General features: G+C 40.1%; 15 protein-coding genes, 1 pseudogene and 1 CRISPR repeat array (1 of these 17 only partly in view). Of the genes and pseudogenes, 11 read left to right on the forward strand and 5 right to left on the reverse strand.

The annotated features are described in order from the left end of the window. Window positions 1-110 precede the first annotated feature (110 nt). From IAE19_RS10205 to IAE19_RS10225, 5 genes are all read left to right on the forward strand, one after another. Entirely contained in the window at window positions 111-695 is a 585-nt protein-coding gene (locus tag IAE19_RS10205) for an anthranilate synthase component II (protein ID WP_200460835.1), read from the forward strand. Beyond that, on the forward strand, window positions 696-1,745 hold the full coding sequence (gene trpD, locus IAE19_RS10210; protein ID WP_200460836.1) for an anthranilate phosphoribosyltransferase: 1,050 nt from the start codon (window positions 696-698) through the stop codon (window positions 1,743-1,745). It begins immediately after the preceding gene. A gap of 10 nt (window positions 1,746-1,755) precedes the next feature. Further along, a complete protein-coding gene (gene trpC, locus IAE19_RS10215; protein WP_200460837.1) occupies window positions 1,756-2,562 on the forward strand; it encodes an indole-3-glycerol phosphate synthase TrpC in 807 nt (268 codons plus the stop codon). 100 nt (window positions 2,563-2,662) lie between these two features. Continuing rightward, window positions 2,663-3,172 (forward strand): GNAT family N-acetyltransferase, encoded by a 510-nt coding sequence (locus IAE19_RS10220; protein WP_200460838.1) that lies wholly within the window; start codon window positions 2,663-2,665, stop codon window positions 3,170-3,172. Window positions 3,173-3,305: 133 nt separating this feature from the next. After that, entirely contained in the window at window positions 3,306-4,010 is a 705-nt protein-coding gene (locus tag IAE19_RS10225) for a Smr/MutS family protein (protein WP_200460839.1), read from the forward strand. Between the two features lie 10 nt (window positions 4,011-4,020). On the opposite strand, the gene xdhC is transcribed toward IAE19_RS10225, so the two are convergent. From xdhC to xdhA, 3 genes are read right to left on the reverse strand one after another with little or no spacing between them, the layout of a single operon-like run. Next, window positions 4,021-5,007, reverse strand: coding sequence for a xanthine dehydrogenase accessory protein XdhC (gene xdhC, locus IAE19_RS10230; protein WP_200460840.1), 987 nt, complete (start codon window positions 5,005-5,007; stop codon window positions 4,021-4,023). Window positions 5,008-5,019: 12 nt separating this feature from the next. Beyond that, entirely contained in the window at window positions 5,020-7,398 is a 2,379-nt protein-coding gene (xdhB, locus tag IAE19_RS10235; RefSeq protein WP_200460841.1) for a xanthine dehydrogenase molybdopterin binding subunit, read from the reverse strand. A 1-nt stretch (window position 7,399) separates the two neighbouring features. Beyond that, window positions 7,400-8,899: a xanthine dehydrogenase small subunit gene (gene xdhA / locus IAE19_RS10240; RefSeq protein ID WP_200460842.1), complete on the reverse strand. Its 1,500-nt coding sequence runs from the start codon at window positions 8,897-8,899 to the stop codon at window positions 7,400-7,402. A gap of 359 nt (window positions 8,900-9,258) precedes the next feature. Between xdhA and folE the strand changes: the two genes are divergently transcribed. The 3 genes from folE to IAE19_RS10255 all read left to right on the forward strand — a co-directional run bounded on the left by folE (window position 9,259) and on the right by IAE19_RS10255 (window position 11,867). After that, window positions 9,259-9,807 carry a GTP cyclohydrolase I FolE gene (gene folE, locus IAE19_RS10245; protein WP_200460843.1) on the forward strand — a complete coding sequence of 183 codons (549 nt, stop codon included), beginning with the start codon at window positions 9,259-9,261 and terminating at the stop codon, window positions 9,805-9,807. A gap of 93 nt (window positions 9,808-9,900) precedes the next feature. Next, window positions 9,901-10,452: a VTT domain-containing protein gene (locus IAE19_RS10250; RefSeq protein ID WP_200460844.1), complete on the forward strand. Its 552-nt coding sequence runs from the start codon at window positions 9,901-9,903 to the stop codon at window positions 10,450-10,452. Window positions 10,453-10,649: 197 nt separating this feature from the next. Then, complete coding sequence (locus tag IAE19_RS10255) at window positions 10,650-11,867, forward strand: MFS transporter (RefSeq protein ID WP_200460845.1); 1,218 nt, start codon at window positions 10,650-10,652, stop codon at window positions 11,865-11,867. Window positions 11,868-11,918: 51 nt separating this feature from the next. Here IAE19_RS10255 and IAE19_RS10260 read toward each other — a convergent pair whose 3' ends face one another. Together IAE19_RS10260 and hemE are read right to left on the reverse strand one after the other, a co-directional pair. Further along, window positions 11,919-12,755: a DUF817 family protein gene (locus IAE19_RS10260; RefSeq protein WP_227612236.1), complete on the reverse strand. Its 837-nt coding sequence runs from the start codon at window positions 12,753-12,755 to the stop codon at window positions 11,919-11,921. Beyond that, complete coding sequence (gene hemE, locus IAE19_RS10265) at window positions 12,727-13,800, reverse strand: uroporphyrinogen decarboxylase (RefSeq protein ID WP_200460846.1); 1,074 nt, start codon at window positions 13,798-13,800, stop codon at window positions 12,727-12,729. The genes IAE19_RS10260 and hemE overlap by 29 nt, the downstream gene beginning before the upstream one ends. Window positions 13,801-13,930: 130 nt before the next feature. Here hemE and IAE19_RS16815 point away from each other — a divergent pair. The 3 genes and pseudogenes from IAE19_RS16815 to IAE19_RS10280 all read left to right on the forward strand — a co-directional run. After that, a pseudogene (locus tag IAE19_RS16815) lies at window positions 13,931-13,993 on the forward strand (4Fe-4S binding protein); the annotation flags it as partial. A gap of 11 nt (window positions 13,994-14,004) precedes the next feature. Further along, window positions 14,005-15,315: a L,D-transpeptidase family protein gene (locus tag IAE19_RS10275; protein ID WP_200460847.1), complete on the forward strand. Its 1,311-nt coding sequence runs from the start codon at window positions 14,005-14,007 to the stop codon at window positions 15,313-15,315. Window positions 15,316-15,552: 237 nt separating this feature from the next. Continuing rightward, window positions 15,553-16,242: a pirin family protein gene (locus tag IAE19_RS10280; RefSeq protein WP_200460848.1), complete on the forward strand. Its 690-nt coding sequence runs from the start codon at window positions 15,553-15,555 to the stop codon at window positions 16,240-16,242. A 204-nt stretch (window positions 16,243-16,446) separates the two neighbouring features. Further along, window positions 16,447-17,839: direct repeats of the CRISPR family, unit length 28 nt; unit sequence TTTCTAAATGACGTATGCCGTCATGAAC; it runs 1,938 nt beyond the window's last position.

Consider the following 17,839-nt stretch of genomic DNA (forward strand, 5'->3'; position numbering starts at 1 on the left):
TTAAATAACAGCTTTATTTTTTGAGTGAAAATTCAGAACGAGTTACAAACCGAGTAACACTAAAGCCAATCATTTAATATCTAATTAATTCTCAAAAGGTTGCAATAGACATGCTTCTGATGATCGACAATTACGACTCCTTTACGTATAACATCGTCCAATATTTTGGCGAGTTAAACCAAGACGTTAAAGTAGTTCGCAATGACCAAGTCACATTAGAGGACATTGAACGATGGCAACCAAAGTATTTGGTGGTGGGTCCTGGCCCTTGCTCCCCGACTGAAGCAGGTATTTCGATTCCTGCCATTCATCATTTCGCGGGGAAAATTCCATTACTTGGTGTCTGTTTAGGACATCAAGCGATTGGACAGGCCTTTGGTGGCAATATTATTCGTGCCAAAACAGTGATGCATGGTCGTTTATCAGATATGCATCATATTGATAAAGGTATCTTTAGTAATTTGCCATCACCCTTTTCAGCGACACGTTATCACTCTTTAGTGATCGAACAGGAAACCTTACCTGAGTGTCTGGAAGTGACCTGCTGGACCAATCAAGCCGATGGTTCTATGGAAGAAATTATGGGTGTTAAACATAAGACATTACCTATTGAAGGTGTGCAGTTTCATCCTGAATCTATTCTTAGCCAACATGGACACCAAATCTTCAAGAATTTTTTAGAGATTTATGCATAAATGGATATTCAACAAGCTTTAAACCACATCACCAAAAATATTCATCTGACCCAGCCACAAATGGAAGATGTGATGCGTAGCATCATGCAGGGTGAAGCGACTGAAGCGCAAATTGGCGCGCTTATGATGGGGCTTCGGATGAAAGGTGAAAGTATTGATGAAATTACCGCAGCAGCGCGTGTCATGCGCGAGTTTGCGATTAAAATTGATGTGAGCGATATTCACTATTTAGTTGATATCGTTGGTACGGGTGGCGATGGTCAAAACCTGTTTAATGTATCAACTGCATCTAGCTTTGTGATTGCAGCTGCGGGGGCAACCATTGCCAAACACGGCAACCGTGGTGTTTCAAGTAAATCAGGTTCCTCTGACTTGTTAGAGCAAGCAGGCATTAATCTTGATCTGAATATGCAGCAAACCGAACGCTGTATCCGTGAAATGGGAGTCGGTTTCCTCTTTGCACCTAATCATCACAAAGCCATGAAATATGCCGTAGGCCCTCGTCGTGAACTGGGCATTCGCAGTATTTTTAATTTACTCGGCCCGCTTACGAATCCCGCAGGAGTAAAACGTTTTGTGATTGGAGTATTTTCAGATGAATTATGCCGCCCTATTGCCGAAGTAATGAAACAACTTGGCGCAGAGCATGTCATGGTTGTTCATTCCAAAGATGGATTGGATGAAATTAGCCTCGCCTCACAAACCTATATTGCCGAACTTAAAAATGGTGAAATCATTGAGTGGGTCTTAAATCCTGAGGATGTGGATATTCCATCCCAAACTTTAACCGGTTTAATTGTGGAAGATTCTGGTGCCAGCCTCAAATTGATTAAAGATGCTTTAGGTCGTAAGAAATCTGAAATCGGTGAAAAAGCTGCAAATATGATTGCTCTGAATGCTGGTGCAGGTATTTATGTATCTGGGCTCACGACCAGCTATAAGCAAGGCGTAGCTTTGGCTCATGACATTATTTATGGCGGACAGGCACTGGAAAAAATGAGTATCCTGTCCGAATTTACCAAGGCATTAAAACAATACGCAAACCAGTGAGGTTATCCAGATGATTCAGATTCAAAATACCATTTTGGGTAAAATCGTTGATCGTAAACACCAAGAATTGGCAAATCGTTTAAAACAACGCAGCCTCAAAGATGTAGAAGAATGGGCGAAACAAGCAACGCCTGTTCGTGGTTTTGCCCAGTCCTTGCGCAGTAAACAACCAGGGGTAATTGCTGAGATCAAAAAAGCTTCACCCTCTAAAGGCATAATTCGTGCTGACTTTAATCCCGCTGAGATTGCAGCACAATATGAACAGGCAGGTGCTGCATGTTTATCTGTATTAACTGATGTTGATTTTTTTCAGGGCGCCGATGAAAATATTGCAATCGCTCGCCAGCATTGTCTTTTGCCTGCATTGCGTAAAGACTTTTTGGTTGATCCTTACAATGTCATTGAAGCGCGTGCCTTACAGGCGGATTGTATTCTTTTGATTGTGGCTTGTTTATCAGATCAACAGCTCGAAGAAATGTCTAAAACAGCTTTTGATTATCATTTAGATGTCTTGGTTGAAGTTCACGATGAAGAAGAGCTAGAACGTGCACTCAAGCTTTCTGAACAGTGCTTGCTGGGCGTGAACAATCGTAATCTTAAAACATTTGATGTTGATTTAAATACCAGTTTGCGTTTAAAGAAATTGCTCGATCCATCCCGTCTATTGGTTACTGAAAGTGGGATTGCGACACCTGCGGATGTCAATATGATGCAACAACATAATATTCATGCATTTTTGGTGGGTGAAAGTTTTATGAAACAACCACGACCAGATTTGGCATTTACAGAGTTGTTTGGAGTGCCTGAACACGTTTAATCATTTGTAATAAATAGATTCTATAAAACAGTTAAGGATGGTCAATCATCTTTAACTGTTTATCAACAATATAAAATTAAATAAAAGTTGAGATTCGTTTTTGAATAAAATCATCATTCGCTCTGAACAGGCAAAAGATATTGCTGAAATTTCAGAAGTTATTCGATTAGCCTTTTTAAATTCTGAATACTCAAGTCATACAGAACAATTTATTGTCAATTCACTACGTCAGAATGACGTATTAACGCTTTCTCTTGTTGCTGAAATCGATCATATCCTTGTGGGACATATCGCTATTTCGCCTGTACAACTTTCAACGCATGAATTAGGTTGGTATGGATTTGGTCCAGTTTCTATTTTACCCAAAATGCAGAAACAAGGTATTGGTTCACAACTGATACTTTCAGCTTTGGAAATACTTAAAGATCTAAAAGCAAAAGGCTGTGTTTTATTAGGTGATCCAAATTACTATCATCGCTTTGGTTTTAAATCTTATGCTGAACTCATTCTAAAGGATGTACCCGCACAATATTTTCAGGCAATCAGTTTTAATAAAAATATTCCTCAAGCAATCGTGACATATCATTCAGCATTTAATGCAACAGAATAACTTTAATTCGCCGTTTTAAATCATGAACTTGTAATATAACTTGGACTGAATCCAATTTAGTTCAAATTTTTCTATATTTCAGACTATAATCGATAACCAGATATTTATTCTCTTATGCTATTTTTTCGCAATTATGAGCAAACACGATACCTCCCTCTCCAAAGCCCAACAGGATTTGTTAAAGCAGTTTAAAAAACAAATTTCTACGGGTCAGGAAAAGTCTGTCAACAAACAAACTTCAAATAAACAGCCTATTTATAACGGCCCCGAAACAGAGCCAGAAGATGACAGCCAGCTGTTTAACAAAGCCTTGCACGGCGTAAAGCCCATTGATCGTGGCAACATTGCTCATGTTCAACCCAATCGCACTAAAAAAATCGATGCACAAACATTGGCAAAACGTGCAGCGGCAGAAGGTAGTGCTGAAACAGAAAATGCGGAACTTTCTGATACTCAAGCGGTACTCAACCCAGTTGCCAGTCAGGCCAGCCTAAGCTATCGCATTGCCACCTTACAGCACAAAGTCTTTGAAGATTTAAAAGCTGGAAAATTACGCTGGTTTGAAGCTGTCGATTTACATGGTTGTACTGTTGAACAGGCACGTTCGGCGGTTCTACAAATTATTCAGATGGCAAAATCTGAAAATCAAAATGTGATTAAAATTGTGCATGGCAAAGGCCCAGAAGCCATTTTGAAAACCTATGTAAATGGCTGGTTACGTCAGCATCGCGATGTGTTGGCTTTTGTCAGTGCCCCTGAAAATCAAGGTGGAACAGGAGCTGTTCTGGTTTTACTCAAACGATCGGAAAAGAATCCAAAATATGAACAAACGAAATGATTTGGTTAAATCATTTCGTTATATCAAATACTTGCAATAACTCAGCGACTACAGCAATCGCAATCATTGCAGGCTTTTTAGAGGTAATTCCATCAATTCCAATTGGACACACCAATTGTTCAAGCTGCGCTGAACTGTATCCTCTGGCCTGCATCCGCTTTTCAAAAATTGCACGTTTACTTTTTGAACCAATCATTCCCACGTAAGCAAACGATTGCTGAGTGGGTTTCAGAGCTTCAAAACATAATTGCAAATCCAGCTGGTGGTCGTGCGTTAGAATCAGAATTGCACCATCTCGGTCAAAATGAGTAATTTCAAGTGCAGGTAAATCAGTACTTACGCAACGAATCTGATCTTGCAAATCCAGCGGAAAAATATGATCGCGATTATCAACCCAAGTAATCTGTACATCAAGGGGTAATAAACAGCGTACGATCGCCTCTCCCACATGTCCTGCACCCAAAATCATGACTTTCATAGCATAGGGCTGAATAATTTGTCGCCATTGCCAGTGCTCATCATTTCGTTGCCAATCCGCTTGTAATGCCTGCATGGGATGATCAGCACTATACCAAACCGATGCCTGCTGATCCGATACATGTCGAACAATATTTTGTCCATTTTGCCATGCCTTTTGAGAGGCGATGAGATCATGACGATTTAATCTAGCTCCGACTCTTTCAAAAAGTAGCCACATCACGCCACCACAGCATTGTCCCAAACGAGCACTTAAATTAAACCGTTCAGTAAATCGCTGACGGACTTCATGACCCAACAACATATCTTTGGCAATATCAATCGCCTGAAATTCTAGATGCCCACCACCAATAGTATCGGACTGCTGTATTTGTTGCTGCTGATCTAAACCTAACACCATGGTCGCTCCTACTTCACGTGGGGTAGAACCATCAGTACGAACCACTGTAACCAGTACCACAGGACGTCTTTGTTGCTGCCAATCAACAAAATCTCGCCACCATTGTAAATATTGTTGCATAACGCTAAGTCACTATCGCAATTTAGGTTGCGGATGATCGGCTAAGGCACGACCTCGACCTATCGAAATTGCGCGTAAAATTTCTTCTGCTGTAGCAGGTGCATTTAGCTCAAGTATTGCATCGACAGGGATCGCAGCTTGTACAGCTTGTCGAATAGCAGAAAAAACCGAAAGCCCCAACATAAAAGGTGGCTCACCGACAGCTTTAGAGCGATAAATGGTATCTGCTGGATTTTCATTATCAAAAAGTTTGACGTTGAATACATGGGGAATATCAACACTGGTGGGGATTTTATAGGTCGATGGTGCATGAGTAAATAATCGTCCCGCATGTCTGCCTTGTGGTTGCCAATACAATTCTTCGGTGGTCAACCAGCCCATGCCCTGAATAAAGCCGCCTTCAATCTGACCAATATCAATTGCCGGATTAATCGATCGTCCAACATCATGCAAAATATCAGCACGCAATACTTTCATTTCACCCGTCAAGGTATCAATCGCGACCTCACTTACTGCTGCACCATAAGCATAGTAGAAAAATGGACGACCCAAATGATTCACCTGATCATAATGAATTTCTGGTGTTTTATAAAATCCACTGTCCCAAAGCTGAACGCGCGCCATATAAGCACGATTGACTAAATCTGGAAATGTCCATGATTGACCGTTTTCCGTACTCACCCTGTTATTTTCAAAGTGAATGCTTTCGATATCACTTTGACTGATTTCAGCAGCCAATTTGGCTAAACGCTCGCGGATCTTACTACACGCATTTTGTACAGCTTTACCATTTAAATCCGCACCACTTGAAGCCGCAGTTGCAGAAGTATTAGGAACCCGAGAAGTGTCTGTCGCAATCAAACGAACACTTTCAATGCTTAAACCAAGTTCATGTGCGGCAACCTGACGCACTTTGGTATAAAGGCCCTGCCCCATTTCTGTGCCACCATGCGTAATAGCAACGGTCCCATCCATATATACATAGACCAGTGCACCAGCTTGGTTGTAATGCACAGCATTAAAGGAAATTCCAAACATCAAAGGGGTTAAAGCAATGCCCCGCTTAATCGTATCGTGATCTTGATTGAACCGCTCAATCGCTTGCTTACGTTTAAAATACTGGCTGCTTTTTAATAATTCCTCGACAATTTTTGGCGCAACATTGTCCCGAACTTCCGCACCATAATGCATATGATCGCGGCCATTGCCGGGTTTTTCAGCAAAAAAATTACGCTGACGCACTAAAACTGGATCACATTTTAAATAACGGGCAATATCATCGATAATATTTTCAATGACAAACATCCCCTGCGGCCCACCAAAACCTCGATAAGCAGTATTCGATACAGTATTGGTTTTGCAACGTAAATTGCGTAATTGCACAGCATTTAGATAATAGGCATTTCCAATATGACAAATGGCGCGTTCATTCACTGGACCTGACAAATCAGCTGAAAAACCGCAGTTGGAAGCTAGCTGAACTTTTAAGCCTTGTAAAACTCCTTGATCATCAAATGCGACAGACCACTCGTAGGCAAAACCATGTCGTTTTCCCGTCGAGCTCATGTCATCATCACGATCTAAACGTAATTTGCATGGGCGACTCGATTTCTGCGCAGCCAGTGAAGCGATACAAGCCCACTGTGCAGATTGCGACTCCTTACCTCCAAAACCGCCCCCCATACGGCGCGCTTCCACACTCACCTGATGCATGTGAAAGCCCAGAGCATGACAAATCAGCAATTGCATTTCAGTTGGATGTTGAGTCGAACAATAAACTTTTAAAGTCTGATCTTCTTGTGGAACAGCATAAGAAATCTGACCTTCAAGATAAAAATGCTCTTGTCCGCCTAGTTCAATTGAACCCGAAAGTTGATGCACGGCACTTTGAAATGCTTGCTCCACATCTCCATGACTAAACTCTACAGGTGGCAACACCCATGATTGTTGTTCAATCGCGTCTTTAATACTCAAGATAGGCGTTTCTGGTTCATATTCAATTTGGGCTAAACGTACCGCTCGGCGCGCCTGCTGATAACTTGTTGCAGCGACTACAAATAAAGCCTGCCCATAAAACTCAACCTGATCTTTGGCAAAAATCGGATCATCCTTAATAATCGGTCCCCAGTTATTTTCAATCGTGACATCATCGGCGTTATAGACAGCAAATACGCCCTCTGCTCGACGCACAGCCTCCAGATCAAACTTACTGATTTTGCCTTTAGCGCATTGTGAAAACCCCACAGCCAGATGCAATGTATTCTCAAGCTCTGGGAGATCATCGATATAAGTTGCCTGCCCTGTAACATGTAAATGTGCACTTTCATGTGGAATCGATTGGCCGGCTTTGGCGGAGGGTTTTAATCCCTTAAGTTCGATGGACTGATTCATCTTACACCTCCACCATCGCAATTAAATCTTCGACACGGGTGAGTGTCCTTGCCTGAATTTTTTCGATATAAAAGCGCTGTAAACAATTCTGTGCAACGTGTAAACGATAGGCGCTACTGGCGCGACCATCACTCAATGGCTGAAAATCCTGTGTCAATGCAATTTGTGCTTGTTCAATCAACTCAGGCGTAATGATTTGACCCAATAGCACTTTCTCAGTATTCAACGCCCGTTTTGGAATTGCCGCCATCCCACCAAATGCGATCTTGATTGCTTGAACCCTTTTGCTGTCATCTAATTCACAGCTTAAAGCCGCACAAACAGCAGAAATATCCTGCTCAAAACGTTTAGAAATTTTATACGTAGCAAATTTAAAATAAGAACGAGGCATAACAACGGGAATTAAAATTGCTTCGACAAACTCCCCTACTTGCAACGCGGTTTTTTGATAATCCAGATAAAAATCAGATAGGGTTATTTCACGACTTTGTTCACCACAACGCAGACGTAACTTGGTATCCAATGTAATTAATGCAGGCATGGAATCCCCGATTGGCGAACCATTGGCGATATTTCCACCTAAAGTCCCTGCATTTTTGATCGGCATCGAAGCAAAACGACGTTGTAATTCGGCAAAATCGGGATAGAGCCCAGAAATTTTCGAGAATGCATCACTTAAACTGACATTCGCCCCGATTTCTAGCACTTCGTCTTGAACCGTAATATGTTTTAATTCTTTCACTTGGCCAATATATAACATATCCCCCAAGTTCCGGCCAAGCTTGGTAACCCATAACCCAACGTCGGTACTGCCTGCAATAATTCGTGCTTCTGGGTATTGCTGACGCAATTTAGCAAATTCCTGCAAGGTTCTAGGTGCAAAAAATTGTTGTCCATGATCACAAACTTGTAAAGAAGGTAATGCTTGAATTTCGGTCAATACTTCAATTACTTTTTGACGTTCGAGTTCTACACGCGGGTAAACATAAGCCTGTTGTGCTGCCTCTAAAATTGGGCGATAACCAGTGCAACGGCACAAATTCCCAGAAATGTAATCACTAATTATATTTTTATTAGGCGCATTAGTTTCATTTTCATACATGGACCATAACGACATAATAAAGCCTGGTGTGCAAAAGCCGCATTGTGAACCGTGATGATCGACCATAGCTTGTTGCACTGGATGTAGATCTGATTCAGCGTTCAATGTTAGGGCTTTTAAATCTTCGACAGTAAAAAGCGCCTTACCATCCAGCGTGGGTAAAAACTGGATGCAAGCATTAACGCTACGCAGTTGCAATTGGTCATTAACCAACTCTCCAACCACCACAGTACACGCGCCACAATCACCCTCTGCACAGCCTTCTTTGGTTCCAGTTTGACGTGTTTTTTCAGCCGAAATATATTCACGTAAATATTGTAAAACGGTCGTGGTCGGAGCGAGCGTTTCAATGTGCTGGCGTTGTCCTCGAAAATAAAACGTGATGGGACGTGCTGACATTTTCTATCCTTTTTACTGTGGTATCCAGATACTTTTCCATGAGCAATTACAATGCCATTTTGCTTGTGATCAACTGATTTTCACAGGATTTAATATCCTATATAAGATTTTATATATATCTTTCAAATGGATTAAAATCAGAAACTTCACTACTCAGTTTTAACAGACTTTTAAGCAAAAAATGAATAAAAAATTGTATGTGATGAAATATCAACCGCGATCAAACTGAATTTTATTCAGCTTTTATGAATTGACTCTCATTGGAATAAATATCCTGCAAAGTTACATGACCCACTTGTTAGGTTTTCTGATACAATGCCGAGCTTGTTTATTAGAGTAAGCCTATACGTCTTATGTCAATGCAGCAATCCTATGCAAATATTCTGACCGCAGTCGGTGAGGATTTAAATCGTCCTGGGCTTAAAGATACCCCTATTCGAGCTGCCAAGGCATTTTCTTTTTTGACCTCTGGCTATGGCAAAACACTGGAAGAAGTCACTAATAGTGCCGTTTTTCCATCAGACAATCACGAAATGGTTTTGGTTAAAAATATTGAATTTTATTCTCTATGTGAACACCATCTCTTGCCATTTTACGGACGTGTACATATTGCCTATTTACCTGAAGGTAAAGTATTAGGTTTATCAAAGTTTGCCCGCATTACTGAAATGTTTGCACGTCGCTTACAAATTCAGGAAAATTTAACTCAGCAAATTGCAGAAGCGGTACTTGAAGTGACGCAAGCACGTGGTGTTGCTGTTATGATTGATTCAGCTCATATGTGTATGATGATGCGTGGCGTAGGCAAACAAGAATCTACTACACGTACAGTTTCTTTTTTAGGTGATTTTAAAACTGATAAAGACGTTCGTCGTGAGTTTTTAAGTGCAGTACCTGAAAGTTATTAACTTTATGTCGTAATTTGAATCAATCAGCCAGACAATACAATAAAGTCTGGCGATTTTATACATTAACGAAGTGATAATTAAGGTAGATCGTTAGTGGAATTTTTTGATTTTTTACTAAGCTTTGAACATTATCTCCCTGTTTTGATTCAGCAATATGGGCTATGGATTTATGCCATATTGTTTCTGATTATTTTTTGTGAAACTGCTTTTGTTTTCATGTTTTTTCTACCCGGAGATAGTCTGCTTCTTGCAGTTGGTGCACTTTGTGCGACTGTACAGTTGATGAATCTAAGTTTTGTTATTATCTTGCTTTCGATTGCTGCCACACTAGGCTATATGGTGAATTATCATATTGGACGTCGTATGGGAGTTCGTATCTTTGAGATCAAATCACGTTTTATTAAACATGAACATTTACTTAAGACCCATGATTACTTTAAACGGCATGGCGCATTAACAATTTTGGTCGCACGTTTTATTCCTTTTGTACGTTCTTTTGCACCGTTTGCGGCAGGCTCGAGTGCCATGAAATACACTGTTTTTTCCATATATAATGTGATTGGAGCTTTTATCTGGATTGCCTTACTGGTCACAGTAGGTTACTTGTTAGGCCATACCGTTATGTTTATTGGTGATATAGAATAACCCTACTTTATGTTATAAAAAATCAGCTTGATCATCATTACAAAACATGGGATATTCTGCCAAAGCGTTAGCAGTCATTTACAGTGACTGACTAAAATCGTAAGCGTTCACGTTAGCCAACGCATCTATTCCAGTATTTTTTTAATAATGGAGGTGGATGCATGTGTCTATACGGTATCCCCTCCATGGAGTACCAAATGACACAGACTGATCATCCTATTATCTTGACCAAATCTTCTTCTTTAGAAAGTGAAAATAAAACACTCTACCCTCTGGTCATTGCACTTTTCCTTGCTTATCTTACGATATCTGCTCCTCTCGCGGTAATTCCTCTATACGTACATGACAGTTTAAATCTAAACAATTTTTGGGTCGGTATTGCAGTAGGCACTCAGTTTGTAGCGACAGTTTTAACACGCCCCTATGCTGGACGTATTGCCGATCAAATCAGTGCTAAACGTGCAACCTTACAAGGAATGGCGTCTCTACTTATTGCTGGACTGATTTATCTCATTGCTTTTTTTTCACCCGTGACGATCACAATCAAATTTATGATTTTGCTGCTTGGTCGTCTGGTTCATGGTTATGCTGAAAGCTTATTGGTGAGTGGACATCTGACCTGGGGACTCGGCCTAGTGGGACAGCCACGTGCAGGTAAACTTCTTTCATTTACGGGCATGGCGATGTTTGGTGCTTTGGCTGCTGGTGCACCATTGGGGCTCTGGTTATATGACAGCTTTGGATTTTACGCGGTTGCATTGTTGATCATCAGTTTACCTTTAATCTCTTTGTTTATTGATGTATTTATTCGCGCTACTGTTCCACATAGTGGCATTTATCCCCCATTAAAACAGGTCATTCAATACGTTTGGCGTTTTGGTCTGGTACTAGCCTTACAAGGTGTAGGCTTTGCTTGTATTGGAACATTTGTCGCCCTCTATTTCAAACAACAGCAATGGGCGTATGCAGGCTACGCATTGACCTTTTTTGGGCTGGCTTTTGTGGCTGTACGTATTTTTTGTGGACATTTAACCGATAAAGTTTCAGGGTTTAAACTCGTCAAATATTCATTAATTGTTGAAGCCATTGGTCTGTTTTTATTATTTATATCAGCTCGTGTGGAAATTGCATTATTGGGTGCAGTCGTCACGGGCGCTGGATGTTCTTTAATTTACCCAGCACTCGGTGTAGAACTGATTAAAGGCGCGCCAGCTCAAATTCGTGGCACTGCAATGGGGGTATTTTCCGCATGTCAAGATATTGCCTATGCGATTTATGCGCCTATATTTGGTTTAGTTGCACTTTATCTGGGATACCCCTCTGTATTTATTGCGGCTGCGCTTTGCGCGCTGTTAGGGGGTATAGTCAATATTTTTACCCGAAAGTTTGCGCAACAAACACAAATCAAACACTAAACTTTGGGCACTATGTGCCCAATAATTTTAGACGATCATTTGCCTGTTTTATCAAAACTGGTTCAATTTCCAATGACCATTATTATTTCGAGTTCCCAATATTTTGAGTACCAGTACCAAACTCAACAACAATAATAAATACCACGAACCGAGTTTCCCCCAGCCCACCATATGCCAGGCTTTGACCTGACTAGGATACAGCCAGATTCTATAAAAGGTACTGATATTCTCTGCAATCCAGATGATAAACGCCAAAACCAAAAGTACGGGCAACATCGGTAATTGATATATTTTCCCCGATAAATAAAAATTTAATCGAGTTTTCCCAAAAATAATTGCACTCCAGATAAATAACACATAACGCAGATCTGGGATAAAAAATTTGCTCATAAAATTTATGTATGAACACAATGCTAATGCCAGCATATTGCCAAACCGGGGTAAAGCCTCAAATGACATTTGATATAAACGTAACGAACGGGCAAAAAAACTTCCTACCGCCGAATACATAAATCCAGCAAAAAGTGGGACAGTCCAGAGTTTAAAGATTGCAGGTTGTGGATATTGCCAGGATGCAATCGCGGGATGTGTTAAAAAGATTTCCATTATCATGGCCATGATATGAAATAACGCAATGACTTTAGCTTCCGCCCAAGATTCAAGCTTGAGATAAAGCAGACACACCTGAATGATCAAGGCATAAAATAGCAAATAATCATAGCGATAAAACCCATGATACTCATGACCACCCATTGGTGCGGTAAACATAAATGCCAATAGTAAAAGAATACCAAACAAGGCAGCCGAAGCTGCCTTAAAACAAAAATGAAAACTTAAACTCAGGATGTACACAAAAACTTTATCCCAAGTATTTGGCGCTATATTCATGTACGGTATCAACAAAAATTTTCGGTTGAGTTGGATCAACCCATTGAGTAATACCATGCCCTAAATTGGCCACATACCCTGTGGTTTCACCATTAGCATATGCATCGTCCAGCATAGCTTTGACGGACTTTTCAATAGATGATGCAGAACCATACAAAACCGCAGGATCCAGATTACCCTGTACGGCAGCACGACCAGCAATGCTTTGACGCGCCACATTCAACGGAGTTGTCCAGTCCAGTCCAAACGCATCTGCGCCTGTCGCGATCATCGGTTCTAGCCATTGACCACCGCCTTTAGTAAATAAAATCACTGGAATACGGCGACCCTCCTTTTCACGCTGCAAACCAGCCACAATTTTTTGCATATAGTTGAGTGAAAATTCAATATATTCACGATGTGCTAAAGCCCCACCCCAACTGTCAAAAATCTGGATGGCTTGAGCACCTGCATCAATTTGTGCATTCAAATAGTCAATGACCGCCACAGCAAGTCGATCCAGCAAGGCATGCAAAACTTCTGGCTGCGCATAAAGCATGTGTTTGGTATGACGAAAGTCTTTGCTAGAACCACCTTCAATCATATACGTTGCCAATGTCCAAGGACTTCCTGAAAATCCAATCAAGGGAACTTGACCACCCAAAGCCGAACGAATAGTCGAAACAGCATTCATGACATAATCCAGATCAGATTTGGCATTAAAGTTAGGTAAATTTAAAACATCTTGTTCATTGCGAATTGTTTTTTTAAACTTTGGCCCTTCACCTGCTTCAAAATAAAGCCCTAAACCAAGAGCATCTGGCACTGTTAGAATATCTGAAAATAAAATAGCTGCATCTAAGTCATAGCGACGTAAAGGTTGTAAAGTCACTTCACAGGCAAAGTCAGTATTTTTACATAAAGATAAAAAGTCACCTGCTTTGCCGCGCGTTTCACGATATTCTGGTAAATAACGACCTGCTTGTCGCATCATCCATACAGGTGTGGTATCCACAGGTTCACGCAATAAAGCACGTAGAAAACGATCATTTTTTAAGGTCGTCATTTACTTTCTCTATCTCAATTTTTATTGCATGCATCATAACAAAAAGGTTTGCTATTTAATAACTTCTAAGTGGGATAAAATGCAGATCGAGTAAGATAAAAATGGATAACTACACAAAAGAACTACTGCATCACGATGTATTTTCTGTAATACTTGCCAAGTTTTCTGTCCTAACTATATGAATAATTCTTAAGGTTGAATTACATGTTTGTTCGCTCTTTGCTCGCTTTGAGTCTAACCTGTATTATGACTGGCACAGCGTTTGCTGCACCTACGGCCGAGCAACCGTTAAATCCAAAAGTGATTCGCACTCAATCCGTTCAAGATCCGATTGATCCACTTGCCATTGAACATAAGCCTCTTTTACAAAGTTCATCGTCTGCATCTAGTCCTGTATCTACACCGGATGCAAATGTTGCTGCTACATCTAGTCCTGCAAGTTCAGATCAAGCACAAGTCAGCGCTCAGGAAGAACACGACCTGAATCAGGCATCTGCCACATTGCAAAATCTTGAAAGCAGCGAGACTAAAAATGCAGATACAGGTATCGCGCCTACTTCTGCTCAGAAAGCAGCAGCGACTACTACTGCAAGCAAAAATCAGGCTGGTAAAGCATCATGGACACTTGATGGTTTAAATAATGCAGACTGGTATGAAAATATCGGACGTGGTCAGTTCCCTGTGTATGCACGTGCGCAAGTGATGCTTAATAATACTCATGCTTCTCCAGGTGCAATTGATGGCACCAGTGGGATGAATACGCTAAAAGCTCTTTCCTCTTTTCAGCAAATGAATGGTTTGAAACCAACAGGTGAATTGACTAAAGAGACGTGGGATGCCTTAGTCGCAAAGCAGAATAAGCCAGCTTACGTGGAATACACCGTGACCGAAGACGATTTAAAAGGTCCTTACGCCGCATCTATTCCACATGATTATGCCTTACAAGCCAAGATGAAAGGTTTGTACTATGTTCGCGTTACAGAGATGTTGGGTGAAAAATTCCATATGGATGAAGACTTTTTGAAAAAGTTAAATCCTAAAGCAACCTTTAAAAAAGCTGGTGAAAAGATCATTGTTGCCAATGTGCGTAATGACCTACCAGAAGATATTCATTTGATTATTGCCCATAAAGGTGCGCGTCAGTTATATCTATTTAATAGTCGCAACCAAATGATTGCTTCATTCCCTGCAACTATTGGTAGTAGCGATACCCCATCTCCAGCTGGAACTTATAAAGTTGTTGGTGTTGCTCGTAACCCTTGGTATAGCTACTCTCCAAGTAATTTTGTACAAGGCAACAACCTGAAACCACTTTCACTACCACCAGGTCCCAATGCGCCTGTAGGGAATATCTGGATTGGTTTAAGCAAGAAATCATTTGGTATTCACGGTACTCCAAACCCTTCTGCTATTTCTAAAACAGCATCACATGGTTGTATTCGTTTAACTAACTGGGATGCCAATGATTTGGGTAATAAAGTACGCAGTGGCGTAACTGTTAAATTCCTTGAATAAAATCAATTCAATACTTTAAAAGCCTGTAATTATATGCAGGCTTTTTTTATATTTTCTTTTTATAGTTATCAATTATTCTGATGCTTTTTATTGTTCTATTATTTTTAATAATAACAATAAAATATTAAAATCATTTCAAAAATAGAACAATTTGTTCTAATCCTGGTATTTTTACTTTCATACGAGATTGCTACTATGTGTTCATGAAATAAAACACAAGAATTTAGGAGTTGCAGAATGAATGCTTATTTACATCGCAGCGAAAACCGTGGTCATGTGAAAGCAGGCTGGTTAGATACTTATCATAGTTTTTCATTTGGTAGTTGGTATGACCCGAAATACATGGGTTTTGGTCCACTACGTGTGATTAACGATGATACTGTTGCCGCACATAATGGTTTTGGCACGCATCCGCATGACAATATGGAAATCCTGACTTATGTAACCAATGGTCGACTCACTCACCGTGATAGCATGGGTAATGAAAAACATATTAATGCGGGTGAATGGCAGTTAATGAGTGCTGGTACAGGCATTACACATAGTGAAATCAATAATGGGGATGAACCTGTTCATCTATTCCAAATTTGGATTCACCCAAATGTGCGTGATGCTGAACCAACTTATCAACAAATTAACCTTGATCCGCACCAAGCGCCCAATGAATGGCATTTGATTGTTGGACCTAATGATAATGCTCCTATGTTTATTCGCCAAAATGCGGAAGTTAAAGCTGCTGTATTGGAAGCGGGTAAAACACTGGAAATCGAGGCAACCTTGAAACACAATTATGTACATGTGGTGAAAGGTCAAATTATGATTGAAAATCAAATTGTTAAAGCAGGAGATGCTTTATTGTTTGATGAGAAAACAACGATTAATGCCCTTGAAGATAGTGAAATGATCTGGTTTGATTTGCCTGCATAATGTTATTAAAAAACGCATTGTTTCGTCAGAAGCAGTGCGTTTTTTTATTGAATATATAATTTATTTGATCATAAATTATTTTATATTCATTAAATAATTTAATCCTAAAATGGCAACTCTGTACAATCAAAATTTTAAAAATAAATCTCCCGATATATATTCTACCTTGAACTGCCAGAAGCGATTAATGTAACGTTAACAGCATTTCTAAATGACGTATGCCGTCATGAACAAAACCACTGGAGATGGTAAGCCTCTCCAGTTTTTCTAAATGACGTATGCCGTCATGAACACGGAATCGCATAAAGTGCATGTTCCTGAAAATTTCTAAATGACGTATGCCGTCATGAACAACACTTACCCGCATAATATGCAGCATTTGTATTTCTAAATGACGTATGCCGTCATGAACTCGTAGAAGCTCAAATCGTACTAACCGATGATTTTCTAAATGACGTATGCCGTCATGAACCTTTGCAAGATGCATTTTAAAGATCAGAGCACTTTCTAAATGACGTATGCCGTCATGAACTAGGATCAACAATTTCAGGTGTTTCAGTATTATTTCTAAATGACGTATGCCGTCATGAACGATAAAATTTCGCATTTCTATCAAGACAATAATTTCTAAATGACGTATGCCGTCATGAACATTCGACTTCCGCACGTTGCCAATTGTCATCATTTCTAAATGACGTATGCCGTCATGAACATGGTGATGGATCAGGAACAGGTTCAGGAACTTTTCTAAATGACGTATGCCGTCATGAACGTGTTAAAGACTTGGAAGTACATCGACATACATTTCTAAATGACGTATGCCGTCATGAACAACGAATCGCTTTGATACCTTTGGCAGCCAAATTTCTAAATGACGTATGCCGTCATGAACTCTGAACTCGAATTTCACAGTCATATTTGTCATTTCTAAATGACGTATGCCGTCATGAACCTTTCTGTTATGTAGCTTTTGCTTCTATTGATTTTCTAAATGACGTATGCCGTCATGAACTTAGAACCTTATCCCTAAGCAGGCACGACAGATTTCTAAATGACGTATGCCGTCATGAACAAAAAGCCGTTTCAATTACACGTCACCAGTTCTTTCTAAATGACGTATGCCGTCATGAACGTTGAGCCGTTGCCGTGTATTGCGGTTGATTCTTTCTAAATGACGTATGCCGTCATGAACTTTTAGCATCTCCCATGTCAACACCAAGTATCTTTCTAAATGACGTATGCCGTCATGAACGACTATTTAGCACGACAAAACCGAAATAATAATTTCTAAATGACGTATGCCGTCATGAACGGTGATCGATGAATAAAGTAATTAGCTTTTCTTTTCTAAATGACGTATGCCGTCATGAACATATGGATCTATGGTTATTCCTTTATCTCAATTTTCTAAATGACGTATGCCGTCATGAACAAGCTGCATTCTTTAGCTAATAACTCTCCAGTTTTCTAAATGACGTATGCCGTCATGAACAATAAACAACATGAAAACAGGAGCTATCTAATTTTCTAAATGACGTATGCCGTCATGAACTACCAGTGTCGGGGTTAATTAATGATTTATATTTTCTAAATGACG

The sequence above is a fragment of the Acinetobacter sp. S40 genome (assembly GCF_016624705.1).
Taxonomy (GTDB): Bacteria; Pseudomonadota; Gammaproteobacteria; order Pseudomonadales; family Moraxellaceae; genus Acinetobacter.

What these genes read in the sequence shown, in the direction of transcription:
- IAE19_RS10280 (WP_200460848.1), top strand. Translation starts at nt 15,553, where the DNA reads ATGAATGCTTATTTACATCGCAGCGAAAACCGTGGTCATGTGAAAGCA.
- folE (WP_200460843.1), top strand. Translation starts at nt 9,259, where the DNA reads ATGCAGCAATCCTATGCAAATATTCTGACCGCAGTCGGTGAGGATTTA.
- IAE19_RS10205 (WP_200460835.1), top strand. Translation starts at nt 111, where the DNA reads ATGCTTCTGATGATCGACAATTACGACTCCTTTACGTATAACATCGTC.
- IAE19_RS10260 (WP_227612236.1), bottom strand. Translation starts at nt 12,755, where the DNA reads ATGAATATAGCGCCAAATACTTGGGATAAAGTTTTTGTGTACATCCTG.
- IAE19_RS10255 (WP_200460845.1), top strand. Translation starts at nt 10,650, where the DNA reads ATGACACAGACTGATCATCCTATTATCTTGACCAAATCTTCTTCTTTA.
- xdhA (WP_200460842.1), bottom strand. Translation starts at nt 8,899, where the DNA reads ATGTCAGCACGTCCCATCACGTTTTATTTTCGAGGACAACGCCAGCAC.
- IAE19_RS10275 (WP_200460847.1), top strand. Translation starts at nt 14,005, where the DNA reads ATGTTTGTTCGCTCTTTGCTCGCTTTGAGTCTAACCTGTATTATGACT.
- xdhB (WP_200460841.1), bottom strand. Translation starts at nt 7,398, where the DNA reads ATGAATCAGTCCATCGAACTTAAGGGATTAAAACCCTCCGCCAAAGCC.
- trpC (WP_200460837.1), top strand. Translation starts at nt 1,756, where the DNA reads ATGATTCAGATTCAAAATACCATTTTGGGTAAAATCGTTGATCGTAAA.
- hemE (WP_200460846.1), bottom strand. Translation starts at nt 13,800, where the DNA reads ATGACGACCTTAAAAAATGATCGTTTTCTACGTGCTTTATTGCGTGAA.
- xdhC (WP_200460840.1), bottom strand. Translation starts at nt 5,007, where the DNA reads ATGCAACAATATTTACAATGGTGGCGAGATTTTGTTGATTGGCAGCAA.
- trpD (WP_200460836.1), top strand. Translation starts at nt 696, where the DNA reads ATGGATATTCAACAAGCTTTAAACCACATCACCAAAAATATTCATCTG.
- IAE19_RS10225 (WP_200460839.1), top strand. Translation starts at nt 3,306, where the DNA reads ATGAGCAAACACGATACCTCCCTCTCCAAAGCCCAACAGGATTTGTTA.